Origin of the sequence: Sphingosinicella sp. BN140058 (assembly GCF_004135585.1) — a bacterium.
Classification (GTDB): Bacteria; Pseudomonadota; Alphaproteobacteria; order Sphingomonadales; family Sphingomonadaceae; genus Allosphingosinicella.
Map to the genome: position 1 here is coordinate 868,929 of NZ_CP035501.1, position 23,991 is coordinate 892,919.

Here is a 23,991-nt window from a genome sequence, read left to right on the forward strand (position 1 = left end):
GCGGTCGCCGGCATAAAGCGGCCGCTGCAATGACGCCGCAGATCGCCCCCTTCCTGACCGGTGCCGCCGATGCCGGCGCCGAAGTGACCCAGCTCCGTCAGGTTCTCGCCCTGGTCGAGGAGATCGCAGGACGCACCCCGACCCGACTCGATACCAACATCCTCGATGAAGCCGCCCGGGTCAGCGCGGCTTACGGTAACGCGCTGCCGATCGTTCAGAAGAGGTTCGATGCGCTCGCCACCCACACGGCGACCTGGGCGGCGGCGGGCGTGTCGGCGCTGATGAAGATCAGCGAGGCCGAACGCCCGACCGGACCCGCCGCCGCGCGGCTCGCCGACGAATTGCGCAAGGCGTTGTCGCGGCTCGGCGAGATCGTCTCGGCCTAATTCGGTGCGCCGCTGCCGGACGGCGGCACCGGCCATTCCTTCACCCTGATGTCGCGCTGGGGGAACGGCAGCTCGATTCCGTTTTCCTTGAACAGAACCCACAGGCGGTTGAGGATCTCGGATCGGACGCTGCCGATCCCGGCTTCGGGATCCTTCAGCCAGATCAGAATGTCGTGAGTGACGCTATTCTCGCCGAAGCCGGTCAGCCAGACCTTCGGTCCCGGCGCATCGAGCACGCGGTCCGAGGCAGCCGCAGCTTCGACCATCAGCCTCTGCGCAAGATCCAGATCGCAGCTATAGGCGACGCCGACCGGGATGTGCACGCGCACGTCACGGCTGGAATACGACCAGTTCTCGACTTCCTGGGTCATCAGATTCTCGTTCGGAATCAGATGCTCCTTGCCGTCGCGGGTGACGATGGAGACCGCGCGTACGCCGATTTTGTTGATCCGGCCGACGGCTTCGCCGATCACGATGACGTCGCCCGGCTTGATCGATCGATCCATCAGCAGGATGATTCCCGCCATCAAATTGCCGAACGTCTTTTGGAGGCCGAAGCCGATCGCCAGGCCGAACGCACCGGAGAAGACGGTGAGCGCGGTCAGATCGATGCCGAGCACATCGATCCCGATGAAGAAGGCGGCGATGACGAGCGCCACGGAGGCGAGCTTCTGCGCGAGCAATTGCTGGGTCGGATCGAAGCCCGAAGCCCTGCGGATCGAAGTGCCGACGATCCGATTGAGCAGTTTCACGATTGCGTAGAGCGCCGCGACGGTCACAGCGATCTGGATCAGGCTGAGCAGCGAGAAGCGCATGCTGCCGGCATCGAAGCCGACCCGGTTCAACGTGTCGGTGATCGGTTTGAGGCCGCCGACAGCGCGGGTGAGCAAGGCGACGAAGGTGACCCCGGCGAGTACCAGGGCGACCAGCCGCGGCATTGCCAAGCCGCGAAGGATGCCGAGCACGAACAGCGCGCAGCCGGCCGCAATGGCGATGCCAAGAACGATCGCGCCCAGGGGCCGCCACGCATCCGCGTTGAGGATGATTGCGATCAGAATGGCGAAGATCAGGTAGCGGCTGAGATCGCACATGCGCGGCCCCAGCGTCTCTCCGCGGGCGCCGGCCCGCTGTTCGAAGAAGTCCGCGAGCCGAGGACCGAGGCCCCGAGACAGGAAATGTGCTGCCACCCAGGCGAAGGCCGCGGCGGCGATCGCCGCGGCAGCGATGATCCAGTCGGAGCCGGTTGGCCAGGTCACGCCCAGGCCCCCCAGCCAGCTCCTCATGCCGACGCCCCGTAACGCGCCAGGCCCCGGGCAAGATCTTCGATCAGATCGTCCACATCTTCCAGGCCGATATGGAGCCGCACGCGCGGACCCTCCGCCTGCCAACGCGACGCCGTACGGATCCGCTCCGCATCCGCCGGTGTCGCCAGGCTCTCGAACCCGCCCCAGCTATAGCCTATGCCGAAATGCTCGAGGCCGTCGATCAGGGCATCGCGCGCGTCCGCGTCGCCGCCCTTGAGCTCGAAGGCGAACAGGCCGGAGGCACCCTTGAAATCCCGCACCCAATGTTCGTGCCCCGGGCAATCGGCAAAGGCGGGATGCAGGATCCGTGAGACCTGCGGCTGCGCCTGCAGCCACTGGGCGACCTTGAGGGCACTCTGTTGATGCTGCCTGAGTCGCACGCCAAGGGTCCGAAGCCCCCGCGTGGCGAGATAGGCATCATCGGGTCCGACATGCTGGCCGAAAACCTGGCTGGTCCGCTCGATTCGCGGCCACCAGCGGGCATTGGCGGTCACCGTACCGATCATCGCATCGGCGTGGCCGACGATATATTTGGTCGCGGCGAGGATCGAGATATCCACGCCGGCGCTCAGCGCCTGGAAGAAGACGGGGGTGGCCCAGGTATTGTCGATCAGGGTGACGAGGCCTCGCGCCTTGGCGATCTCGCAGATGCCTGGCACGTCCTGGATTTCGAAGCTCAAGGATCCCGGGCTTTCAAGGAAGATCGCCTTGGTGCGATCACCGATCAGCGTCTCGATCCCGCGGCCGATCATCGGATCGTAATAGGTCACCGCGACCCCCATCGGCTTCAGCACGGTGTCGCAGAAGATCCGGGTCGGCGCGTAGGCGCTGTCGACCATCAGGATCTCGTCCCCTGGCGACAGCACGGCCATCAGCGCGATCGCCACGGCGGCAGAGCCGGACGGGAACAGCCGGGTTCCCGCGGCACCCGGCTCGATCCCGGTAAGCGCCTCGGCCAGCGCCCATTGGGTGGGGGTGCCGTTTCGCCCATATTGCAGGCGTCCATGACGCGGCGGGTTGGACGCCTCCATCTCCGCAACGCTGTCGAACAACATCGTCGAGGCACGCCACACCGGCGGATTGACGATGCCGGTGGTCCATTCGGGTTTGCGGCCGCCCTCGACGATCATCGTGTCGGGACGGCGCCTGCGGGCGTCGGTCATCCAGTTTCCTTCGGTGTCTCGGGGTCGGCGCCCCATTCGGACCAGCTGCCGTCGTAGAGCAGCACGTCCTCCTTGCCGAGCAGATGCGCTCCGAACAGCAATACGGCTGCGGTCACTCCCGATCCGCACGTGGTGACCATCGGCTTCGACAGATCCACCCCCGCGGCATCGAAGGCGGCGCGAAGTGCTGTCCCCCTCTTCCAGCTTTGATCGGGATTGAACAAATTGCCTTGAGGCAGATTGCGCGATCCGGGGATGTGGCCCGACGCCATGCCAGGCCGGGGCTCCGGCTCCGCGCCGCTGAAGCGACCGGCGCCACGCGCATCGACGATCTCATGGGATCCGGTGCCGATCAGCGACAGGAGCAGCCTCTTGTCGGCAACGCGGCCGCCGCGGAATCGCGGCGTGAAGTGACCGTGGCGGCGCGAAGGCGCCCCGCCTTCCAGCGGGCGTCCTTCCGCCTTCCACTTCTGCAAACCGCCATCGAGGATCGCGACCTGCCGAACGCCGAACAGCCGCAACATCCACCAGGCCCGGGCGGCGCTGTGCAGCGGGCTGTTGTCATAGAGGACGACGCGCTGCCCGTCGCGAACCCCGAGTGCCTGCATCCGGCTCGCGAGCTTGGCCTCGCTCGGCAGCATGTGGGGAATCGGATTGGCGGTGTCCGAAACCTCCTCCAGGTCCAGGAAGACGGCGCCGGGAATATGCTCCGCCGCGTGCTCGGCGCGGGGATTGCGAGGATCTCCCGGCAACAACAGGGTTGCGTCGAGGATCGCGAGATCGGACGCGCCGAGCTCTTGCGCCAGCCATTCCGTCGAAACGAGCGATTCCATGGTCCCTGGCTCCTCAGCCCTTTGCCGGCTCGATAACGCCGAGTCGCTCCAGCGTCTTCAGAAACTCGGCGACTTCCGCCACAGGCACGGCACCGACCGTGGCCGAGAGATCGTCGGCGATGTCCTGGATTGTTCTCACCCCGTCGACGAGGTTCAAGGCTTCGTAGGCGAAGCTCGCCCCCTCCCATTGCGGCGGGCGCAAGAGCAGAGCGGGTCTCGGCAGACCGGCCTTGGCCAGTCGATCGTCGAACCAGCTGTAGCCGAACCCGTCCATCGGCCCCTTCGGCGACGCCCTGCGCTGGTAGCAGAGCATGAAGGCGGCATCCGCCGAGGTTCCCCGACCTTCGGGCCGCGGCTCCGGCCTGGTCACGCCGAAGCGCCCGAGCGAGCGCGCAACGTCGACCTCATAGGCACCACTCCAGCGCCACAGGTTCGCCGACTCCGCCTTCGACAGCGAGATCGCGCGACGGGTCAGCTCGGCCTGGCGCTGCTGGCTTTCGGCTGAAAGCAACTGAACGAGCTCGCGGCTCTCGGCGTCGATATTGGCGAGCACCCAGGCGGCGCCGGCGGCGATGAACATCGCCCGCTTCAGCTTGGTGGAATCGATGTTCGCCGGAACGTCCTTTTGCGTGTGGATGTAGCGATCCGGCCAGTCGGCGACATACAGGACCGGCACGCGCCAGCTTCCCTCCGCCCACACCTGGTGGTCGCTGCCCTCGCTGAAGCCGCCGATCTTTGCATCGAGCGCATTGCGGGTACCGCCCGGCGCGAGCAGCGGCAGATCGGCGCTGCCGGTATCCGCAAAGGCGCTTGCCTGACCGTCGACCCAGCGGCCGATCGCGAAGCCCACGTCGCCGACGAAGCTCGGCAGGCTCGGCGGCGAACCCTCCACCATCAGCCGGCCCTTGGTCAGCTCGCTGTTGCCGCCGATCATGTCGAGATGGATCGTTGCCAAGGTACGCCGGGCGAATTCAGGGCGCGCATTGAGCAGCGCGATCGTACCCTCGATTTCCGCCGGCCAGATGAAGCGCAGCGTTCGCTTGGGGCGCTTGAGACGTCCGTCCGCGATCAGCCGCTGCAGCGTACGGGCGATCTGGAGAATGCCCGAACAGCCGCTCGCATTGTCGTTCGCGCCGGGCGAGGGATGATCGAGATGGCAGGACAGGACGATCTCGTGCGCCCTGTCCTCGCCGGGAATCACGGCGGTGGGGATCAGATAGGCGCCCGGGCTGCGTCGCGCGTCCACCGCGGCGCGAAGCCGGATCCTCTTCCCTGCCGCCATGCGCTGCTGCCAGGCCCGGGCCTGAGCCGGCGAGACCATGAAGGCGAAGGTCGGATCGGCCCACGTGCTGAGATGACCCCAGCGGATCAGGTCCTGATCCTCGCCCCACCAGGCGGTGCGCTGATTCTGTGCCCACGAGACGATGCCGGCAGCCCCTCGCTCGGTGACGGCCAACCGGGCCACCGCTTCGGGCTGCGACGCGGTGAGCACCAGTTTGCCGCGAACGTCCTTGCCCGCATAGTCCGCGGCATCGCTGCCGGCCCCGACGTCGACGAGGTCGGCCTCGGCGGCGCCGCTGACGCTGTCCTGCGCGAGCGTGATCGGCTGATCCGCCCATGAGGCGACGCGAACGGCATCCGACCATCGGCCGCGGCTCTCGCTCTGCTCCCACAATCCCGCCGATCGCGCATTCCAGGCGGGACGGGAGCGCTGGGTGCCGTAGAAGATCTTGCCGTCGGCCGGCAGCCGGATCATCTCGACGTCGGAAAGTCCCTGGTCCCGCAAGCGGCTCAGCACGAGATCGGCTGCGGCCGCATAGCCTTTCGATCCGCGCATGCGATGGTGCAGCGACAACGCCTCGATGGTCCGCTTCGCCCCGTCGCCCGAGAGTTCCGACGCGAGCGCCCGCGTTTCCCCGGGCGTGAGCAACGGCGCCCGCACCTCTCGCTCCGCAGCATGGGCCTGTGCCACGGCCAGCGCTGCGATGATCAGGGAAAGGGCCGTGCGCATCGCTCTAGCGCCTTTCGAAACGGCGGAAGAAGCTCTGATCGCTCCAACGCGGCCGCTCGGCCGCGTCGGCGATGCGGAGGCCAAGATCCGCAACGAAGTCGTTGAGGCGGACGGCATCCAGTTTCTCGACCGGCTGCGACAGATCGTCCGAGGGCGCGTGATAGCGGGTCGACCGCCAGGCCCGTTCGATCTCAGCTTCGGGCGTGTTGCGGGCGAAACCGAACTTGAACGCGAGCGAGGGAATGCCTTCGCGGATGAAGCTATACTGATCGGAGCGGACGAAGCTGTTCCGGTCCGGCCAGGGATCGGGAACCAGCGGCAGACCCATCGCCGCGCCGATTGCGGCGGCGTCTTCACCGAGGCTGCTCTCCTCCGCGCCGAGCGCGATCACGGTCCGCAGCGGGAAGATCGGCAGCGCCATGTCGAAGTTGAGATCGGCAACGATGGAGCGCCGGGGCACGCTCGGCCGCAGCGAGAAATAGCGCGAGCCGAGCAAGCCCTTCTCCTCGGCGGTCACGAAGACGAACAGCATCGAGCGCTTCGGACGGGCACGAGTCTCGTGATAGCGGGCAGCGATATCGAGCAGGGCGGCGGAGCCCGCGGCATTGTCGAGCGCGCCATTGTAAAGGCCGTCGCCATCAATCGGGGCGCTGGTGCCGAGATGATCCAGATGTGCCGAAAAGACGACATGCTCATCCTTGAGCCGGCTATCCCTGCCGGGAAGGCGGGCGACGACGTTGGCCGAGGTCACCGCATTGTGCCGGGTGGCGATGTCGGCCCGCAGGCTCTGGACAAGCGTGACCTTCGGGAGCGGGCTCGACGCATCGGCCAGCGCGCCGATCTCGGCGAAGCTGCGGCCCGAACCGGCAAACAGCTTCTCGCTTGACCCGGTCGCGAAGCTCGCGCTGAAGAAGTCGGCCTTGACGTCGCGAAGCGCCGGATCGGCGAAATACATGCCGGATTGACCGGCTTGGGCGACCGCACGCCCCCAAGGTGTTTCAACTGCCTTGGGCGCAGTCAGCGAGATCAGGCCGATTGCGCCCCGTTCGGCGAGCAGGCGGGTACGCTCCCGCCGCGCATGCGCCTTGAGCGCGCCCGAGATACTGGCGGGGCCGCCGCTGATCACCACGGCTACCTTGCCCGCGAGATCGACTCCGGCAAGGTCGTCATGACCGGCTTCGGGAATGTGGAGGCCGTAGCCGATGAAGACCAATGGCGCCTCGACATGCGCCGGCCGCCGGCCCTCGCCGCGCCCGACGATCATATCCTCGGGCAGCGCGATCGGCGTCGCCGTCCCGCCCGCAACCAGCGCGGCACGCGAGGTCGCATGATCGACGAACTGCTCTTCGAACGCCACCGGCTGGAAGAAGCCTTCGGTTCCGGCCGGCTCCAGGCCGATCGCGCGCAGGCGCGAGACGACATGATCCGCAGCCCGCTGATAGCCGGGCGTGCCGGTGAGCCTCCCCTCCATTCCATCATCCGCCAGCGCCGCAACGTCGTCCCACCAGCGCTCGGCACGCTGTTCGGCGTTGGGCGGCTGGGGCAGGGTCGCGCAGGCCGACGCCAACATCAGCGGAAGAGCGAGAATCAGGCGCATGGTCGGCTCCAGGATCCGGCGGAAGTTTGCAGGGCCTCGCTGCACTCAGGGTTTCAGCGGCTGCGGATGAAGGAACGGATGTCGCGGCTCAGCTTCGATCGGTCCTCGTCGCGGACGTACATCATGTGTCCGGAGCCATAATATTCGAAATGCACCCGGTCGGCGGGTATCCCGGTTCGGCTCAAACTGTATTCGGCGCCGAAGAACGGGGTAGCAAAATCGAAATAGCCTTGGCCGACGAACACGCGCAGACCGCCATTCTCGCGCATCGCGCGGCCGAGATAGGGGGCGACGTTCTTGTAATAGGTGCCGTCACCGCCGCCGGGGAGATCCCAGTTCCAGTCGCTGACGCCGCCGATCGTCGAATATTGCCGATCGGTGGTGAATTTCAACGGTCCCCGAACCCAGTCGTTCAGCGCCGCGGTATAGCCGCCGTCGATGCCGTAGAAGCTCGGGTCGTTGTCAGGCCCCTCGCCCGCATTGTCGTAGTCGCGGCCGGTGTAGCGCGCGTCGAGACGACCGATGGTCAGGCCTCGGTCGCGCAGCAATTCCTTGTAGAAGCGCTGATCGGACACTCTGAGATCCGCCTGGTCGAGAAATGTCTCCGACAGCCCGGTGAACCGGGCAAGGCGGCGGCGGATGGCGGCTCTCTCCTCGCCCTGCAGCTTCTGCCCTTTCAGCAAAGCGAGCGCATAATCACCGGCGGCAAAGGTCCGCGCTTCTTCGACGAACTGCTCGAGCGTTCCGGCGTCGGCTGGCGCCTTGCCGTGATGATGGGCCGCTGCCGCCATCGACGGGAGGAACAGCACGTACGGCATTTCGTTGCCGGGAACACCGGCCTGGGCGCCGAAATCGAGAATGGTCGAGATCAGGATGATGCCATTCAACGAGACGTCGTTGTACCGCCCCTCCAGCTCGTTGACGACCGCGGCCGACCGGGTGGTCCCGTAGCTCTCACCGCCAAGGAACTTTGGCGAGTTCCAGCGCCCGTTTTCATTGAGCCAGATGCGGATGAATTCGCCGATCGATTTCGCGTCGGCGGTGACGCCCCAATAGTCCTTGGCCGGGGTCTTGCCGAGCGGATGACTGAACCCGGTTCCGACCGGATCGATGAAGACGATATCGGTGACGTCGAGCAAGCTGTCGGGATTGTCGATCAGCGGATAGGGCGGCGCGCCGTCGTCACGCGCGTCAGAGGGAATGGCGACACGCTTGGGGCCGAAGGCGCCCATGTGGAGCCACAAGGAACCCGATCCGGGCCCGCCGTTGAACAGAAAAGCGATGGGGCGGTTCGGATCGCGCGGTTCCTTGACATAGGCGACCGAAAATATGCTCGCTTTCGGTGTCCCGTCCTCGGCCTTCAAATAGGTCTCGCCTGCAGTCGCAGTGTAGTTGATGCGCTGCCCACCGAACGTTCCGCTATGCTTGGTGACCGAGATCGTCGGCGGCGGCGTCGGTGCCGCTGCCTCCTTCCGCTCTTCTCCGGCTGCGTTTTCCTGGGCGGCAAGCGGGGCGGCAAGGCACAAGGCGAGGAGAGCGGGTGCGAGCTTCTTCATGGTGCGGGAACGACCTCGGCAGGGTGGAATGGCGTGAAGGCTAGTTACGGGTACGAACCGTGTCCACCATCTCGCGCGCTGCTGCAGAGTTGCTCGTCATGTGATGCACAAGCGCCACGACCCTTGTGATCTCTTGCCACGGATGCTTCAGGCGAGGCTCGCGTCCGGGGAGGCCGACGGGAGGGTGAAGCACAACAAGGCACCCTGGGAGCGGGACTGGTCGATCCAGATCCGCCCTCCATAATTGTGGATGATCGCACGCGAGATCGACAGGCCAAGGCCCAGACCGCTGCGCTTGCGGGACGAAAAGGGAGAGAAGACTTCCAGCAGGTCTGCGGGAACGCCAGGGCCGTTGTCCGCCACGCAGATCTTGATCGTTCCCTTCTCCGCCCATTCGCTGGATATCGTCACGCGCGGGTCTTGCACCGACGCCACGGCTTCGCAGGCGTTGCGCAAAAGGTTGATCAGCACCTGCTGCAACTGGATCTTGTCGGCCGCAACCCAGTGAGCATCTTCGCGCAGGGTGCTGGCGATCTCCACCCGTTCGATCCCATTGGCCATCCGGACGAGAGATATCGCGTCGCGGACGACATCCGGGAGGAACGCGGTGTCGTCCCCGCCCGGTTTCTTCGCGATCATGTCGCGGGCGCGCCGCATGATGTCGCGGGTGAGCATGATCTGGTCCTCGACCTGCTCCAAAGCGCCGCGTACCAAGGCATCGTCTCCTGGTGCCTGCCGGCGGGCATAGGCTTTGGCACCGAGCAGGTAATTGGCGGCGGCAGTCAGCGGCTGGGCGAGTTCGTGCGCGATCGTCGCCGCCATGGTGTTGATGGCGTCGACTCGCGCCATATGCGCGACATCCTCGCGAAGCGCCTCGTGGAGCTTTTCCTCCGTGACGTCCTGATCCGTCCCGATGATCCGGCTGACCAGCCCTTCGGGGCTGAGAACGGGCGAGAAGAGAAGCCGGCGGTGTGACGGCGTCTCCGGGCTCGGCCAGACAAGCACCTCGCATTGATGCGGTTCGGCAAGATGGATGGTTGCCGCCAGTGCGCCCGCGAAGCCGTCCCGGCTATTCGCGTCGAGATAGGCGAGCACGGCATCGAGCGTCAGGACATCATCCTTGGCCGCTCGTCCGTACATCTCGCACATCTGCGCCGACCACAGGAAGCGATCGGCGGCCACGTCATATTCCCAGTCGCCGATCCGACCGAGGCGCTGCGCCTCGCGCAATTTACGATTGGCTGCGGCAAGCGATTTCACAGCCCGGTCCCGGCGTAGCAGGCCGAACGTGGTGCTGGCCGCAAAGGCGAGAATGGCCAGGGTAAGGAAGGCCATACCAAAATGATAGTAACGCGAGCGGCTCCGGATCTCCGCCAACACATCGGCCTCGCCAATTCCGACCGTGACGAATACCGGATATTGTTCCAGCCGCCGATGGCTGAAATAGCGTCGGATCCGATCGAGCGCCGCTGGTCCGAGATAGGATCCGTTCGGATCCCGCATCTGACGCTCCATCACTAACTGCCCGCGCAGATCCTCGCCCCAACCGAGCATATTGCCCTGGCGCCGCGCCAGCGTGATCCCATCGAGGCGGATAACGGACACCAGATCCTGCGGCCGGATGGCAGCACCTCGGGTGAAATCGACGAGCCGTTCCACCGGCATTTCGACGATCACCGCACCGGAGACCGCCCCATCCGGTTGCGCCAGCGGCCGGGTGAAGGCGATCACCGGCCCGCGCGCACCCTCTGTCGTGGCGGGCGCCGAGATGAACAGTCGCGCCGGTCCGTTGCCCTGAACCGCTCCGACCGGCATGCGGGAGGCCACCGAAACCGGCCGGTCGGGAGGCCTGGTGGAAAAGCGCACCCGGCCTTCGGCATCGGCGATCATCACCGCGGAGAATAGCGGATCCTGCGCCACCGGATCAGACAGGCGGCGAGGCGGAGCGGGCGCCGCTTCCTTTGGCATCGGCGGAACATGCGCGGTCAGGTGCAGGGCTGCGAAATCCGCCGCTTCGAAGGTTCGAGTGACATATTGTTCGAAAGCGATGGCGCGGTTGCGGTTCTCTCGAAGTGCAGCTGCAATCGCGCTCGATCGCTCGAATGCGAGCTGCGAGATCGTCGCCGCCCACAGCAGCAGGAGGAGAATGATGCTGCCGCCGAAGACGAGAACCGCCATGGGCTTGCTCGACAGAGAGGATCGGCTGGCTGACATGCTGTGCGTGACGATCCAGTTTCATCCCACCGACGACATCAACGCAGGCAAGCTCGACAAGAAGCGTGATCATAGCTGTTCGCGCCGCGCCTTTCCATCGCAAGCGCGGTTCTTGTCAGAAGTCGAGCAAAAGGATGGAGCGTCGCGCAGATCACCCGCACTGGCCGGCCTTTCGCTCCGGGACCACCATCAGAATGCGGCTGGCGGCCTTCAGCCGGCATGAAGGAGGGCTTCGAAGCGCATCAGACATCGATGCGACCTACTTCCAAGCGGCGCCTTCAAGGATTAGAGGCGCGCTCATGGACCTGACCCACCTCGGCCAATCGAGCCCGCTCCCGTCATCGCCCGAAGAGGCACGGCTCGATTACGTGCCCAATCCGCGGCTCGGCCGCCTCTATCTGGTGCGCTTCACCGCGCCGGAATTCACTTCGCTTTGCCCAGTGACCGGGCAGCCGGATTTTGCCCACATCATGATCGATTACTGCCCGGGCGAGACGATCGTGGAATCCAAGTCGCTGAAGCTGTTTCTCCATTCCTTCCGGAACCATTGCGGCTTCCACGAAGATGTCACTGTCGGGATCGCCGAACGGCTGGTGGAGGAAATGCAGCCGCGCTGGCTTCGGATCGGGGCCTATTGGTACCCCCGCGGCGGCATCCCGATCGACGTTTTCTGGCAGACAGGCGCTCCCCCGGAGGGCCTGTGGGTACCCGATCAGGGCGTGACGAGCTACCGCGGGCGCGGCTGACCGCACTCACATCTTGCTGAGCGTCTCGGCGGCAAGATCGTCCCCTGCCGCCGCCGCGCGCTCGATCAACGCCCGCGCCTTTGCGCGGTCCGCCGGCACCCCGATACCGTCGAGATGTGCAAGCCCGAGATAGGTGAGCGCGCGAGCATCGCCTTCTTCGATCGCCTCGGCGAGCATGGCATGGCTACGCGGCAGATCACGACGACCGCGCGCCGCGAGCAGATACTCCTGCCCCAGTTCAGGAGAGTCGCAAAGAGGAACGGAGTGCTGCCGACACGCCGCCGCGGCACCCTGAGCATGCCCTGGCCACCCACCTCTGACGGAGCCCGCCGGCGCGGCCTTCCATGGCGCCTGACGTTGCCGGGCACTTGTTGCCGTTTCGAGGATGGTGCCGCATCCGGCTTCCCGATCGGCCAGGCTGCCCGGCTCCGCTCTGCGGCCTATCGCGGTTTATGCTTGGACGCCGGCCCCGGTACCAACGATCCGCGTCGTCCGGTAATGGCGCATTTCGACGATCTCGCCGACGAAGGGGCGGATTGCATCCAGGAACGGCGGGAAGTGCGCGGATCGGCGGAAACCCTGCATATGGGCTTCGGCCGACTGCCAGCGAATGCGAAGGATAAAGCTGTTCGCATCGTCGGCACACTGCGTCAGCTCGTAGTCGATACAATGCGGGGACAGATCGAGATGTTCGGCTGCCGTCGCATAGGCGTCGGCCAGCTGGTCGGGCTGGTGCTTGGTCAGAGCGTATCGGATATACTCCACGATCATCTTTCTTCCTCGTCGCTGTCGATCGGATCGAGGCGAGCAGCTTCGCCAACCGAATTCAACGCACCAGATGGTAAGGACGTCCGTGACCAAGCATTTCAGGAAAGACTATGGCTGCCCTGTGGAACTCGCGGTCGATCTGCTCGGAGGGAAGTGGAAGACGGTAATCCTGGCGCGAATCAAGGAAGGTCCGCTCACGTACGGCGGGCTGCGGAACAGCATGCGCGGCCTCTCCGACAAGGTCTTGACCGAGAAGCTGAAGGACCTCGTCGAACTCTGCGTCGTCGAACACGTCGCCATCGATGCCGCGGGAGATCGGAAGCATTATCGGCTCACCGACCGGGGTCGAGACCTCGCCCCCGTTCTCGAGGCCTTGTATCGCGCGGGCGGCTTGCTGGCCGATCAGCTGGACATCCGCTTCCCGCAGACCGCTGACCGACACGTCAGGTAGATCGATTACGGGAGCGTCCAGGCCGGCGGCTGCGCCCGATCGCGGCGGTCAGATGCAGCCGGCCCGCTCGGCGCGAACGTCTTCGAGCAGTTGCTCGACATCGTCCGCGCCCGCACGGAGCGCCTTGATCAGCCAGATTTCGGCGCTGGCGAGATCCTGCTCGACTCCTTTGCCATCCGCACAGATCACGCCGAGCAAGCCCATCGCACGTGCATCGCCGAGACCCGCCGCGCGCTGCAGAAGATCAAGACCGCGCGGCAGGTCCTGCGGCACGATCCTGCCAAGAACATATTGCTGACCAAGGATGGTCATGCCCCTGCCGCTGCCGGCATCGGCCGCTTTGGAGAGCCAGTCCAGAGCCGCCTCGACGTCGATCGGACCGTCCTCACCGTAAAGATGCATCGCGCCGAGATCCGCCATCGCTTCGGCGCTGCCATGCTCCGCCGCCCGTTTGCGCCAGCGCAGCGCTTCCGCCTCGTCGGCGCGCACGCCGCGACCGTGCTGGTACATGATCCCGATGCTCCGCTCGGCATTGGCATCTCCAGCCTCAGCGCATCGCCGCAACAGGCGCATTGCCACATCGGGATCCTCGGGAACCATTCTGCCTTCATCGTAGAGCATCGCCAGCAGGAAGGTGGCTTCCAGATTGCCCTCCTCCGACTCCTTTGTGAAATATCCGATCCCGGTCTCCCGGGTTACGGGTCCCAGCGGGCTCGCCATCGTGACGCCTTCAATGAACGCGCGGGCGGACTCGAAGGGTGGTCCGGGCATATCGCTCAGGCGGCCGCGCAGCTCGTCGAGATCGCCTGGCTCACCGCGCAGCACCTGCAATGCGGCGCGCGCGGGGGCACAATCATCGTCTCCAGCGGCCGCTTCGAAGTAGAAGGCTGCAACGTGCCGATCCTGCGGAACACCGCGGCCGAGGGCGTAGCAGAAGCCGACCCTCGCGGCGGCATCCGGGTCGCCACCCGCCGCAGCACGCACGTACCAGCGGAACGCCTCGGCGGAATCCTGTTCGACGCCCAGCCCTGCGTCGTAGAGCGCACCCAGGGCATGTTCGCAGGTCTCGTTCGCCTCGGCGGCACCGGCGCGGAAGAAGAGGAGCGCCTCCTGATAGTCGCGGTCGACGCCGCGGCCGTCCCTGTAGAGCGTGCCGAGCATCAGAGTCGCATCGGCACCTCCATCCTCCGCGGCGCGGCGGAGCCATACCACCCCCTCCGCCGGATCCGCCGCCACTGCGTCGGCATCGCCGTCGACCAGGGTCAGCCCCAGGAGGAAGGCTCCAAGCCCCTCGCCGCGCTCGGCGGCCCGCCGGTAGAAGGCGATAGCCACGGCAGGATCTTCGGGAACGCCGCGACCGACATGATGCATCTCGCCGATGTGGACCATAGCCTTTGCCGATCCCGCCTCCGCGGCGATACGGAACAGACGCAGCGCCTCGTCGGGATCGCGAAATTCCAGGTCGCCGAAAGCATATTGAACGGCAAGCATCCGGCCGGCTTCCGGATTGCCCTGATCGGAGAGCCGCCTGAGGATTGCGATCGCGCGCGGCATGTCGCCGCGCATCATCGCGGCCTCGGCGTCCGGGATGCCCGGCGCGGGCAACACCGCCTTCTTCACGGCTTCCACGACGTTAAACAGCAGGGTGGCCATCATCCTCTCCTCGGAAGGTCCTGAGACGAGCGGCATCGGGCTGAGGCAGCCGCTCGGTCGACGCAGCGGGCTACGCAACAAGGAAGAATGGCAGCCGGCAAAGCCGCCTTTGTTCACCAGCTGTTCTCTACCATCAAAACGCATTTGAAACAAAGTGCCCATTTCCGGCGGTAGGCAGCGTTCCGCGGAGCGGCTAACGGGAGCCGATGACGATTGCGATCTTGGGCGCCGGGTCGGTCGGCTGCTTCATCGGCGGCGCCTGGTCGCACGCCGGCCTTCCTGTGCGGTTCGTCGGCCGCGAGGCGATCGGGACGGCGATCGCCGCCGAAGGCCTGACGCTCACCGATTATTCCGGCTGGCGCGTTCGCCGGAACCCCGAGCAGGTCGACTACGCCACCAGCCCCAAGGCTTTGGCCAAAGCCGACATCATCGCGCTCTGCGTCAAGAGCACCGGCACGGCCGAAGCGGCGAAGCAGATCGCGCGCCACGGCAAGAACGGCGCTCTGGTGATCAGCTTTCAGAACGGGGTCAGCAACGTCGATGCCCTGCGGGACGTGCTGAAGGACCGGTTCGAGATCGCGCAGGCCATGGTGCCGTTCAACGTCGCCTATCTCGGCCATGGCCGTTTCCACAAGGGCGTCGCCGGCGAGCTCGTCGTTCAGGACATTCCACGCACCCGCGTCCTCGCCCAGGAGGTCGGCGGCGGGCCCGCTGCCTTGCGCCTCGCCGACGACATGGCCGCGATCGCCTGGGGCAAATTGCTCATCAACCTCAACAATGCGGTCAACGCCTTGTCGGGCCGAACCTTGCTCGAGCAATTGCGCGAGCGTGACTATCGCCGGGTCGTCGCAGCGTCGATCGTCGAAGCCCTCGATCTCCTCGCGGCCGCGGGGATCGAGCCGGCAAAGATCGGCCCGATCGCGCCGAAGCTCCTGCCCCACGCCATTGCGGCGCCGAACCTCATCTTCAATAACCTCTTCCTCAAGATCCAGAAGATCGATGCGAAGGCACGCTCGTCCATGGCCGACGATCTTCGCGCCGGACGCACGACGGAGATCGATTATCTCAACGGCGAAGTGGTCAGGCTTGCCAAGCGGCTGAAGAAGCGCGCGCCGGTCAACACCGCCATCGTCGACCTGGTCAAGCAGGCGGAGCTTGGAGTCGAGCATCTGTGGAGCCCGGAGGATCTGCGCGCACACGTGCTGCAGGGGCATAAGGTGGCGCCGGTCTTCGGATACTGATTTGACAACGCGGCACGTGCCGCGCAGGGGCCGAAAAACCGCTGTTTTTCCGGAGCCTGCCCGATGCGCCTTGCCGCCGCCGCCTCTTTGATCGCGCTTTCCGTCTCGCTCTCCGCCTGCGCAGGCACCGCCTCCTCGCCATCCGCGATCACCGCTCCGCCGACGGCCGCGGACGTCTCCACCGTCCCCACCCAGCTTCCCCGCAACGCGCGTCCGCTCCAATACAGGATCTCCGTGACGCCCGATGCGCAAAACCTGCGCTTCAGCGGCATCACCACCATCGACGTCGACGTGCTCGAAGCGACCGACACGCTGACCGTCAACGCCGCCGATCTCGACTTCCGCTCTGCCGAGATCGCCGCGCTGTCCAGCGACGGCACCGCGCGCCAGCCCGCGGCCGGCCGAGTGTCGGTCGATGCCGACAAGCAGACCGCGACCGTACGCTTCGGTGAGCGCCTGCAACCGGGCCGTTACCGCCTGCGCTTCGACTATTCCGGCAAGATCTACAGCCAGGCGGCGGGTCTGTTCGCGCTCGATTATGAGAGCGGCGCGGGCAAGAAGCGCGCTTTGTTCACCCAGTTCGAGGCGCCGGACGCGCGCCGGTTTTTTCCGGGCTGGGACGAGCCGCAATATCGAACGCTTTACACGCTGAGCGTGACCGCGCCCGCCGATCAGGACGTGATCAGCAACATGCCGCAAGCCGGCGTCGAGCCGCGCGCGGGCGGCACGAAGACGGTGACCTTCCGGACCACGCCGCCAATGTCGAGCTACCTGCTGTTCATGGGCGTCGGCGAGTTCGACCGGATCACCACGACCGCGGCGAACACCGAGATCGGCGTCGTCAGCAAGCGCGGCAATGGCGAGCAGGGCCGCTGGGCCCTGGAGAGCTCGGCGAAGCTGCTCCCCTGGTACAACAATTATTTCGGCACGCCCTATCCGTTGCCGAAGCTCGACAACGTCGCCGGTCCCGGAAGCAGTCAGTTCTTCGGAGCGATGGAAAATTGGGGCGCGATCTTCTCGTTCGAGTCGGTCCTGCTCGTCGACCCAGTGATCACCAGCGAATCTGCACGCCAGCGCATCTTCGAAGTCGCCGCGCACGAGATGGCGCATCAATGGTTCGGCGATCTCGTCACGATGGCGTGGTGGGACGATCTCTGGCTGAACGAAGGCTTCGCCTCGTGGATGGCGACCAAGGCGACCACTGCGCTCCACCCGGAATGGGAGCCCGAACTCGGCATCGTTGCTGGCCGCGAGGCGGCGATCGGGCTCGACAGCGTCGCCACCACCCATCCCGTCGTCCAGCGCCTGACTACGGTCGAGCAGATCAGCCAGGCCTTCGATTCGATCACCTACTCGAAGGGCGAGGCGGTGATCACGATGCTGGAGGATTATGTCGGCGAAGACGCCTGGCGGCGCGGCGTTCAGAATTACATCCGCACCCACAAGCTCGGCAACACCCGCACCGACGATTTGTCGGCGAAGATCGAGCGCGCGGCCGGCAAGCCCGTCACCGCAATCGCACATGATTTCACGCTCCAGCCGGGCGTGCCGCTGATCCGCGTCGAACAGGCCGCATGCAGCGGAGGCAGCACCCGCGTGACCTTGCGCCAGGGCGAATTCAGCCGCGACCGATCTGACAAGGCGCCGCTCAGCTGGCGGGTGCCGGTGATCGGCGCCACTCTCGGCAGCAAGCCGGCGCGCGCGCTCGTCGAGGGCGGCCATGCTACGTTCGACGTGCCTGGCTGTGGCACCCTGGTCGTGAACAGCGGTCAATCGGGCTATTACCGGACGCTGTACACGCCGGCGATGCTCGACCGGATCGCCGCCTCGTTCGCGCAGCTCCCGCCCATCGATCAGATCGGCCTGTTGGCGGATCAATGGGGGCTGGGCCTCGCCGGCTACCAGTCCGCTGCGGAGGCTCTCGACCTTGTCGATGCGGTTCCGGCCGACGCCAATCCGCAGGTCTACAGCCGCATGGCATCGATCCTGGAGGGGCTTTACGGCCTCTATGACGGCGACGCCGCGCATCAGGCGGCGATCGCCCGATACGCATCCGCCAAGCTCTCGCCGATGCTGAAGCGGATCGGGTGGACGGCGAAGCCGGATGAGGCGCCGACCACTCCAGTGCTCCGCTCCGAGTTGATCTCGACGCTCGGCGGCATGGGTGACCGCGGGGTGGTCGACGAGGCTTCCCGTCTCTACGCAGCCAACGATCCGATCGCGGCGGCCGGGCCGTTGCGAAGTACGATCCTGGCGGTCGTCGCACGCAATCTCGATGCCGCAGGCTGGGATCGCCTGAGGAGCCAGGCGCGTGCCGAGACCAATCCCCTGGTCAAGGCGCAGCTCTACAAGCTGCTCGGCACCAACCGCGATCCTGCCCTGGCGCAGCGGGCGCTGAGGCTGGCGCTGACCGACGAGCCTGGTGCCACCACCAGCGCCGGCATCATCAGCGCGGTTTCGGGCGAACATCCCGATCTCGCCTTCGATTTCGCGATCGTCAATCGCGAGAAGGTCGAGGCACTGGTCGACATCTCCTCACGCTCGCGCTTCATCGCCCAGCTCGGCGCCGGTTCGTCCGACCCGGCGATGATTCAGAAGATCGAGGCTTATGCCACCCGGTATCTGACCCCGGAGTCGCGGCGCCCCGCCGACACGGCGATCGGCGGCATCCGCGACCGCACCCGCGTCCGCACCGAGCGCCTGCCGGACATCACGAAATGGCTGGAGGCAAAGCGGGGCTGAGCACGTGCACACGTCCCTTTGACATCCGTTCGGGCTGAGCCTGTCGAAGCCCTTGCCTTCCCTTACCGCCCGAAGAGCAGAAAAGGGCTTCGACGAGCTCAGCCCGAACGGAGCGCGCGACGCATGGCTTCATGCCGCAGCGCGGGCGCTCCGCCGGTACAGCCACAACGCCAGCAGCGCGAACAACAGGGCGCCACCGCCGACCGCGACCGGACGGAAGCCGTCGCCGACGATCGCCAGCGGGGTCGCGCTACCCGTGCCGACAACGATTCCGGCGAGCAGCACGCCGAACAGGCTCTCGCCGACGATCAGCCCGGTCGCGGCGAGGACACCCATCCGACGTGCGGCTTCGGGGTCACGGGCGCGCTCGGCACGGCGATCATAGACCCAGCCGGCAATCGCGCCGACCACCACCATCAGGGTGGTCGACATCGGCAGGTAGATGCCGATCCCGATCGCCAGCGGCGGCAGGCGGGTCTTGCCGGCGCGTCCGAGTGCGGCATCGACGATGATCAGGGCGACGCCGAGCAACACGCCGTAGCCGATCATCCGCCAGTCGAGCGCGCCGCCGAGCACGCCCTGCGCGATCGCCGAGATCAGGGCCGCCTGCGGCGCGGGCAGCGCCTCGGGACCGGCGCCGGGCGCCCCCGCAAAGCCGTAGCCTGCGTTGAGCAGGCTCAGCACCGGAGGGATGATCGCGGCGCCGAACAGCACGCCGAACAGAAGGGCGACCTGCTGGCGCCATGGGGTCGCGCCAACGAGCTGGCCGGTCTTCAGATCCTGGAGATTGTCGTTGGAGATGGTGGTGATGCCGAACACGATGCCGGTGACGATCAGCGCGTAAGCGACCAGCGGACGGCTCGCCTCGGCATCCTGGCCCGCGCCGACGACGAAGAGCAGCAGCAGCGAAGAGCCGATCGCCGCCAAAATGCCGATGCCCGAGACGGGGCTGTTCGAGGCCCCGATCAAGCCCGCCATGTAGCCGCACACCGCAGCGATGAACGCGCCGGCGACCAGGATGAAGGCGAGGCTGAGCGCGATCACGACCGCGGTGCGCCCGCCGGCGGCATCGCCGAGTTCCGCGACCAGCAGCCAGCCGATCGGCAGAAGCGCGAACACGGTTCCAAGGCCGAGCGCGGAGATCGGCATGTCGCGCTCGCTCAGCGCCAGCGAGGCGCCCTGCCCGGCACGCCGGGCGCGCGAGGCGGCGATCGCGCCGGCGAGGCCGCGAACGATCGGGCCGATGATGCTGAGCAGCGTCCAGACCGCCGCCACCCCGATCACGCCGGCGCCGAGGAAGCGAACCTGGTGCACCCACACGTCGGTCGCAAGTTCCTCTGCACCCAGCGCGGCCGCGTTCGGCACCATCGCACTGAGCAACGGAACCGCGACGCCCCAGGCGATGATCAAGCCGAGTCCCATGGCGAGCCCCACCGACAGACCGACGAGATGGCCGGCGCCCAGCAGGGCGAATTGAAATCCGGGATTGAAGCCGGTGACCGCAGGACCGAAGCGGAAAAAGGCCGCTGCATCGGCCGCGGTGAGCCGCATCGCCGCCAGCAGCGCGAACAGCGAGGAGACGAGCGAGCCGGCGACGATCGCCATCAGCCCCTTGCTGCTCTCCTCGGCACCTTGCCGTGAGGCTTCGCCGACCTTGAGGACCTCCGCGGCGGCGACACCTTCCGGGAAGGGCAAGGGCGAGTCGGTGACCAGCGCCCGCCGCAGCGGGATCGAGAAGAGCACGCCGAGCGCGCCGCCGAGGAAGGTGACGAGCGCCGTCGTCCAATAGGGGAAACCCTGCCACCAGCCGATCATGACGAGGCCGGGCAGCACGAAGCAGATCGCAGCGAGGGTTCCCGCGGCCGAAGCCACCGTCTGGACGATGTTGTTCTCGAGGATGTTCGACGATGAAAACCAGCGAAGCACCGCCATCGAAATGACCGCTGCTGGGATCGAAGTGGCGAAGGTCAGTCCCACCCGGAGCCCGAGATAGACGTTGGCAGCGGTGAACAGCAACGTGATCACGCCGCCGAGCAGCACCGCCCGGACAGTAAGTTCCGGCAGCGCGGCTGCCTCTCTGGTATCGCTCATTCTCACCTCCCCTTGAACAGGCCGCCAAGGAGGCCGCGCACCAGCGACCCGGCGATGCGGTTGACCACCTGCCGCTTCACCGCCTTGCCGACCTCGCGAACCATCTCGTCCTGAAAGGATGGGCTGGCGCGACCTTGCCGAGTGGGCCGCGCGTCCGCCTTCGCCCGGGCCGCCGCCTCTGCCGCGGCTTCGGCACGCGCGGACAGGATCTCGCCGGCGCTCTCCCGATCGATCGGCTCCTGATACCTGCCGGCGAGGGGCGATGCCGCGATCAGCAGCGCACGCTCGCGATCTTCGAGCGGCCCGAGGCGGGAGCCCGGCGGTGCGATCAGGGTCCGTTCGACCGGGCTCGGCGCGCCCTCGCTGTCGAGGGTGGAGACTAAAGCCTCGCCGACTTTGAGAGCGGGAAGTACGGCCGCCACGTCGATCGCCGGGTTGGGGCGAAACCCGTCGGCCGCCGCCTTCAACGCCTTCTGTTCCTTGGGCGTGAAGGCGCGCAGAGCGTGCTGGATGCGATTGCCCAATTGTGCCGCCACCGCGTCCGGTATGTCCGCCGGGTTCTGGGTGACAAAATAAACGCCGACGCCCTTGGAGCGGATCAGCCGCACGACCTGCTCGATCGTGTCGAGCAACCCCTTCGGGGCGTCGTCGAACAGCAAATGGGCTTCGTCGAAGAAGAAGACGAGCTTGGGCCTGGCGAGATCGCCGACTTCCGGAAGATCCTCGAACAGCTCGGACAGGAGCCACAGCAAGAAGGTGGCGTAGAGCTTCGGGCTCGTCATCAGCCGATCGGCGGCGAGCAGGTTGATCATGCCTCGCCCACTCTCGTCGATCGCTAGGAGGTCGGCGATGGCGAGCGCCGGCTCGCCGAAGAACAGGTCGCCGCCTTGAGCTTCCAACTGCAGCAATTGCCGCTGGATGGCGCCCGCCGAAGCCTTGGTGACGTTGCCGTAGCGCGTCGTCAGCGCCGCCGCATTCTCGCCGACGTAAGCGAGCAGTGCCTGCAGATCTTCAAGGTTGAGGAGCAGCAAGCCCTGCTCATCGGCGACCCGGAAAGCGATCGCCAGCACGCCCTCCTGGGTCTCGTTGAGATCGAGCAGGCGCGCCAGCAGCAGCGGCCCCATCTCGCTTACGGTGGTGCGAACCGGATGGCCTTGGCGGCCGTAAAGATCCCAGAACGTAACCGGGTTTCCGGCATAAGAGAAATCGGCGAGCCCCACCTCCGCCGCACGGGCCGTGAGCGCCGCATGCGTGGCCGCCTGCGAAGATCCGGGCATGGCGATGCCGGCCAGGTCGCCCTTCACGTCGGCAAGGAAGACCGGAACGCCCGCCGCCGAGAAACCTTCGGCCAGGCGCTGCAGGGTCACCGTCTTGCCGGTGCCGGTCGCCCCTGCGATCAGACCGTGCCGGTTGGCGCGCGAGAGAAGGAGTTGCTGCGCGCGACCTTGCGCCGCACCGATGAGGATCGCGTCACTCGCCAACAGCCTGTCTCCACAAACGAAATGCCGCTCCTATCCCGGTCGGGAGAGAAGCGGCAAGCCGTCTTCGGTGAAGATGTCGGTTCCCCTGCCCGGATCGGGCAAATGCCCGACCCAGAACCGGGAAGCTCAGCCGAGGTCAGCGCGCGCCGGCGAGGGCGATGCCGATATAGGCTGGCGGATTGTTGCCGCGGCGAACCAGCAGCAGCACCGTCTTGCGGCCGGCAGCGCGTGCGGCCGAGACTGCCGCAGCGGCCTCTTCCGGCGTGCGGGTGGCGCGCTGGTTGATCGACAGGATGATGTCGCCCTGCTGGATCTTGCTCGCCGCATCGCTCGACGGGCTGACCGAGGCCACCACGAGCCCGCGCAGGTTGACGTCGTTGAGGCGCAGCGAACGCGCGATTTCCGGCGTCAGGGTCTGGACGGTGACGCCCAGGCTCTCGCGCGCCGACTTCTGGCCGGTCGACTGCTCCGATTCCGCAGGCTCCGTCACCGGAGTCTCGTTCTCGATGCCGTTGAGCTTGGCCAGTTCCTCGTCGGTCGGGCGCTCGCCGACGGTGACGGTGACGGTACGGCGCTCGCCGCCGCGGATCAGCTCGATCGGGATCTTGGCGCCGACGTCGAGGTTCGAGACCAGATAGGCGAGCGACTGATCCGGGGTGACCGGCTGGTTGTTGACGCTGATCACGACGTCGCCCTGCTGGATGCCGGCGCGCGCGGCGGCACCGCCGGGCGTCACGCCCCGGATCAACTCGCCCCGGTTCTTCGGAACGTTCAGCGAATCGGCAATGTCCTCGGTAATCTCCTGCAGGCTGACGCCGATGTAGCCGCGCTGCGGGCGCTGGCCCTTGCGCAGCGATTCGACGATCGGCGCTGCCTGCTCCGCCGGGATGGCGAAGCCGATGCCGACATTGCCGCCGGTCGGCGAAATGAGGGCGGTGTTGATGCCGACCACGTTGCCGTTCAGATCGAACATCGGGCCTCCGGAATTGCCCATGTTGATGGACGCATCGGTTTGGATGTAGCGATCGTAGATGCCGGCGCCGATGTTGCGGTGGAGCGCCGAGACGATGCCCGCGGTGACGGTGCCGCCCAGGCCGAACGGATTGCCGATCGCGACCACCCAATCACCGACCCGGACCGCTTCGGGGCCGGAGGCGAAGCGGACGAAAGGCAGGTTGCTGCCCTTGATCTTGAGCACGGCGAGGTCCGACGCGGCATCGCGGCCGACCAGTTCCGCTTCGAACTCCCGGCGATCCGGCAGGGTCACCGTGATCTGATCGACGGTGGCGCCGGTGCGCGAGGGCGAGACGACGTGGTTGTTGGTCACGACATAGCCGTCGGCCGAGATGATGAATCCGGAGCCGAGCGAGCCGCCGCGCTGGGTGGCGGGCTCGTCGCCGCTGCCGCCGCCCTCGGGGACCGGCGCGCCGAAGCGGCGGAAGAATTCCTCGAAGCCGGGCGGCAGCTGCCGCGACTGGCTCACCTGGATGCTCTGCTTGGTCGAGATGTTGACCACGGCGGGCTGCAAGCGCGCGGCGAGATCGGCGAAGCTCATCGGCGCCCCGGCCCGCGGCGCCGCAGCGGCCATGCTGGCAGGCTCGTTCTGAGCGGTCTGCGCGCCGACCGGGCCGACCGTCAGAGTGGCGGTTGCGCCGCCGATCAGAAGGGCAGCGGTCAGGCCATAAACGTAACGCACTATGGGAATCCTCCTCTTGAGATTTGCCCGGGCGGGCAGGAACCCGGGGTGATCAGGG

19 protein-coding genes are annotated in these 23,991 nt (G+C 66.5%); 6 read left to right on the plus strand and 13 right to left on the minus strand.

What is annotated here, in order from left to right:
• Nucleotides 1-29: 29 nt before the first annotated feature.
• Nucleotides 30-386 (plus strand): hypothetical protein, encoded by a 357-nt coding sequence (locus ETR14_RS04015; protein ID WP_129383474.1) that lies wholly within the window; start codon nt 30-32, stop codon nt 384-386.
• Here the strand turns inward: ETR14_RS04015 and ETR14_RS04020 are convergent.
• From ETR14_RS04020 to ETR14_RS04050, 7 genes are all read right to left on the minus strand, one after another.
• Entirely contained in the window at nt 383-1,642 is a 1,260-nt protein-coding gene (locus ETR14_RS04020; RefSeq protein WP_243455753.1) for a mechanosensitive ion channel family protein, read from the minus strand. The two genes, ETR14_RS04015 and ETR14_RS04020, sit on opposite strands and share 4 nt — an antisense overlap.
• Before the next feature lie 23 nt (nt 1,643-1,665).
• Nucleotides 1,666-2,853 carry a cystathionine beta-lyase gene (gene metC / locus ETR14_RS04025; protein ID WP_129383476.1) on the minus strand — a complete coding sequence of 396 codons (1,188 nt, stop codon included), beginning with the start codon at nt 2,851-2,853 and terminating at the stop codon, nt 1,666-1,668.
• Nucleotides 2,850-3,686 carry a 3-mercaptopyruvate sulfurtransferase gene (sseA, locus tag ETR14_RS04030; RefSeq protein WP_129383477.1) on the minus strand — a complete coding sequence of 279 codons (837 nt, stop codon included), beginning with the start codon at nt 3,684-3,686 and terminating at the stop codon, nt 2,850-2,852. Before sseA ends, metC begins: the two co-directional genes overlap by 4 nt.
• 13 nt (nt 3,687-3,699) lie before the next feature.
• Nucleotides 3,700-5,697: a DUF4910 domain-containing protein gene (locus ETR14_RS04035; protein WP_165356302.1), complete on the minus strand. Its 1,998-nt coding sequence runs from the start codon at nt 5,695-5,697 to the stop codon at nt 3,700-3,702.
• A 4-nt stretch (nt 5,698-5,701) separates the two neighbouring features.
• Nucleotides 5,702-7,294, minus strand: a complete 1,593-nt coding sequence (locus ETR14_RS04040; RefSeq protein WP_129383479.1) for a M28 family metallopeptidase — start codon at nt 7,292-7,294, stop codon at nt 5,702-5,704.
• 53 nt (nt 7,295-7,347) lie between these two features.
• The gene (locus tag ETR14_RS04045) at nt 7,348-8,850 is read right to left on the minus strand and encodes a S10 family peptidase (protein ID WP_129383480.1); all 1,503 of its coding nucleotides are present in this window, start codon (nt 8,848-8,850) and stop codon (nt 7,348-7,350) included.
• Nucleotides 8,851-8,997: 147 nt separating this feature from the next.
• Complete coding sequence (locus ETR14_RS04050; RefSeq protein ID WP_165356303.1) at nt 8,998-11,028, minus strand: ATP-binding protein; 2,031 nt, start codon at nt 11,026-11,028, stop codon at nt 8,998-9,000.
• Here ETR14_RS04050 and ETR14_RS04055 point away from each other — a divergent pair.
• Both ETR14_RS04055 and queF read left to right on the plus strand, forming a co-directional pair.
• Nucleotides 10,997-11,287, plus strand: a complete 291-nt coding sequence (locus tag ETR14_RS04055) for a hypothetical protein (RefSeq protein ID WP_165356304.1) — start codon at nt 10,997-10,999, stop codon at nt 11,285-11,287. The genes ETR14_RS04050 and ETR14_RS04055 overlap by 32 nt on opposite strands.
• A 76-nt stretch (nt 11,288-11,363) precedes the next feature.
• Nucleotides 11,364-11,810, plus strand: a complete 447-nt coding sequence (queF, locus tag ETR14_RS04060; protein WP_129383483.1) for a preQ(1) synthase — start codon at nt 11,364-11,366, stop codon at nt 11,808-11,810.
• Nucleotides 11,811-11,816: 6 nt separating this feature from the next.
• Here queF and ETR14_RS28120 read toward each other — a convergent pair whose 3' ends face one another.
• Nucleotides 11,817-11,987, minus strand: a complete 171-nt coding sequence (locus ETR14_RS28120; protein ID WP_165356305.1) for an SEL1-like repeat protein — start codon at nt 11,985-11,987, stop codon at nt 11,817-11,819.
• Nucleotides 11,988-12,260: 273 nt separating this feature from the next.
• On the minus strand, nt 12,261-12,581 hold the full coding sequence (locus ETR14_RS04065) for a putative quinol monooxygenase (RefSeq protein ID WP_129383484.1): 321 nt from the start codon (nt 12,579-12,581) through the stop codon (nt 12,261-12,263).
• An 82-nt stretch (nt 12,582-12,663) separates the two neighbouring features.
• Here ETR14_RS04065 and ETR14_RS04070 point away from each other — a divergent pair, with 82 nt between their 5' ends.
• The gene (locus ETR14_RS04070) at nt 12,664-13,029 is read left to right on the plus strand and encodes a helix-turn-helix domain-containing protein (RefSeq protein WP_206185964.1); all 366 of its coding nucleotides are present in this window, start codon (nt 12,664-12,666) and stop codon (nt 13,027-13,029) included.
• Between the two features lie 48 nt (nt 13,030-13,077).
• Here ETR14_RS04070 and ETR14_RS04075 read toward each other — a convergent pair whose 3' ends face one another.
• Nucleotides 13,078-14,685 carry a tetratricopeptide repeat protein gene (locus tag ETR14_RS04075; protein WP_165356306.1) on the minus strand — a complete coding sequence of 536 codons (1,608 nt, stop codon included), beginning with the start codon at nt 14,683-14,685 and terminating at the stop codon, nt 13,078-13,080.
• A gap of 203 nt (nt 14,686-14,888) precedes the next feature.
• On the opposite strand from ETR14_RS04075, the gene ETR14_RS04080 reads away from it, so the two are divergent.
• Nucleotides 14,889-15,923 carry a 2-dehydropantoate 2-reductase gene (locus tag ETR14_RS04080; protein WP_129383487.1) on the plus strand — a complete coding sequence of 345 codons (1,035 nt, stop codon included), beginning with the start codon at nt 14,889-14,891 and terminating at the stop codon, nt 15,921-15,923.
• A gap of 63 nt (nt 15,924-15,986) precedes the next feature.
• Nucleotides 15,987-18,665: a M1 family metallopeptidase gene (locus ETR14_RS04085; RefSeq protein ID WP_129383488.1), complete on the plus strand. Its 2,679-nt coding sequence runs from the start codon at nt 15,987-15,989 to the stop codon at nt 18,663-18,665.
• Nucleotides 18,666-18,794: 129 nt separating this feature from the next.
• Here the strand turns inward: ETR14_RS04085 and ETR14_RS04090 are convergent, their stop codons facing one another.
• The 3 genes from ETR14_RS04090 to ETR14_RS04100 all read right to left on the minus strand — a co-directional run bounded on the left by ETR14_RS04090 (nt 18,795) and on the right by ETR14_RS04100 (nt 23,933).
• Nucleotides 18,795-20,756, minus strand: a complete 1,962-nt coding sequence (locus tag ETR14_RS04090) for an OPT family oligopeptide transporter (protein ID WP_129383489.1) — start codon at nt 20,754-20,756, stop codon at nt 18,795-18,797.
• 2 nt (nt 20,757-20,758) lie between these two features.
• The gene (locus ETR14_RS04095; protein ID WP_371416742.1) at nt 20,759-22,237 is read right to left on the minus strand and encodes a helicase HerA-like domain-containing protein; all 1,479 of its coding nucleotides are present in this window, start codon (nt 22,235-22,237) and stop codon (nt 20,759-20,761) included.
• 136 nt (nt 22,238-22,373) lie between these two features.
• The gene (locus tag ETR14_RS04100) at nt 22,374-23,933 is read right to left on the minus strand and encodes a Do family serine endopeptidase (RefSeq protein ID WP_129383491.1); all 1,560 of its coding nucleotides are present in this window, start codon (nt 23,931-23,933) and stop codon (nt 22,374-22,376) included.
• Between the last annotated feature and the right edge of the window lie 58 nt (nt 23,934-23,991).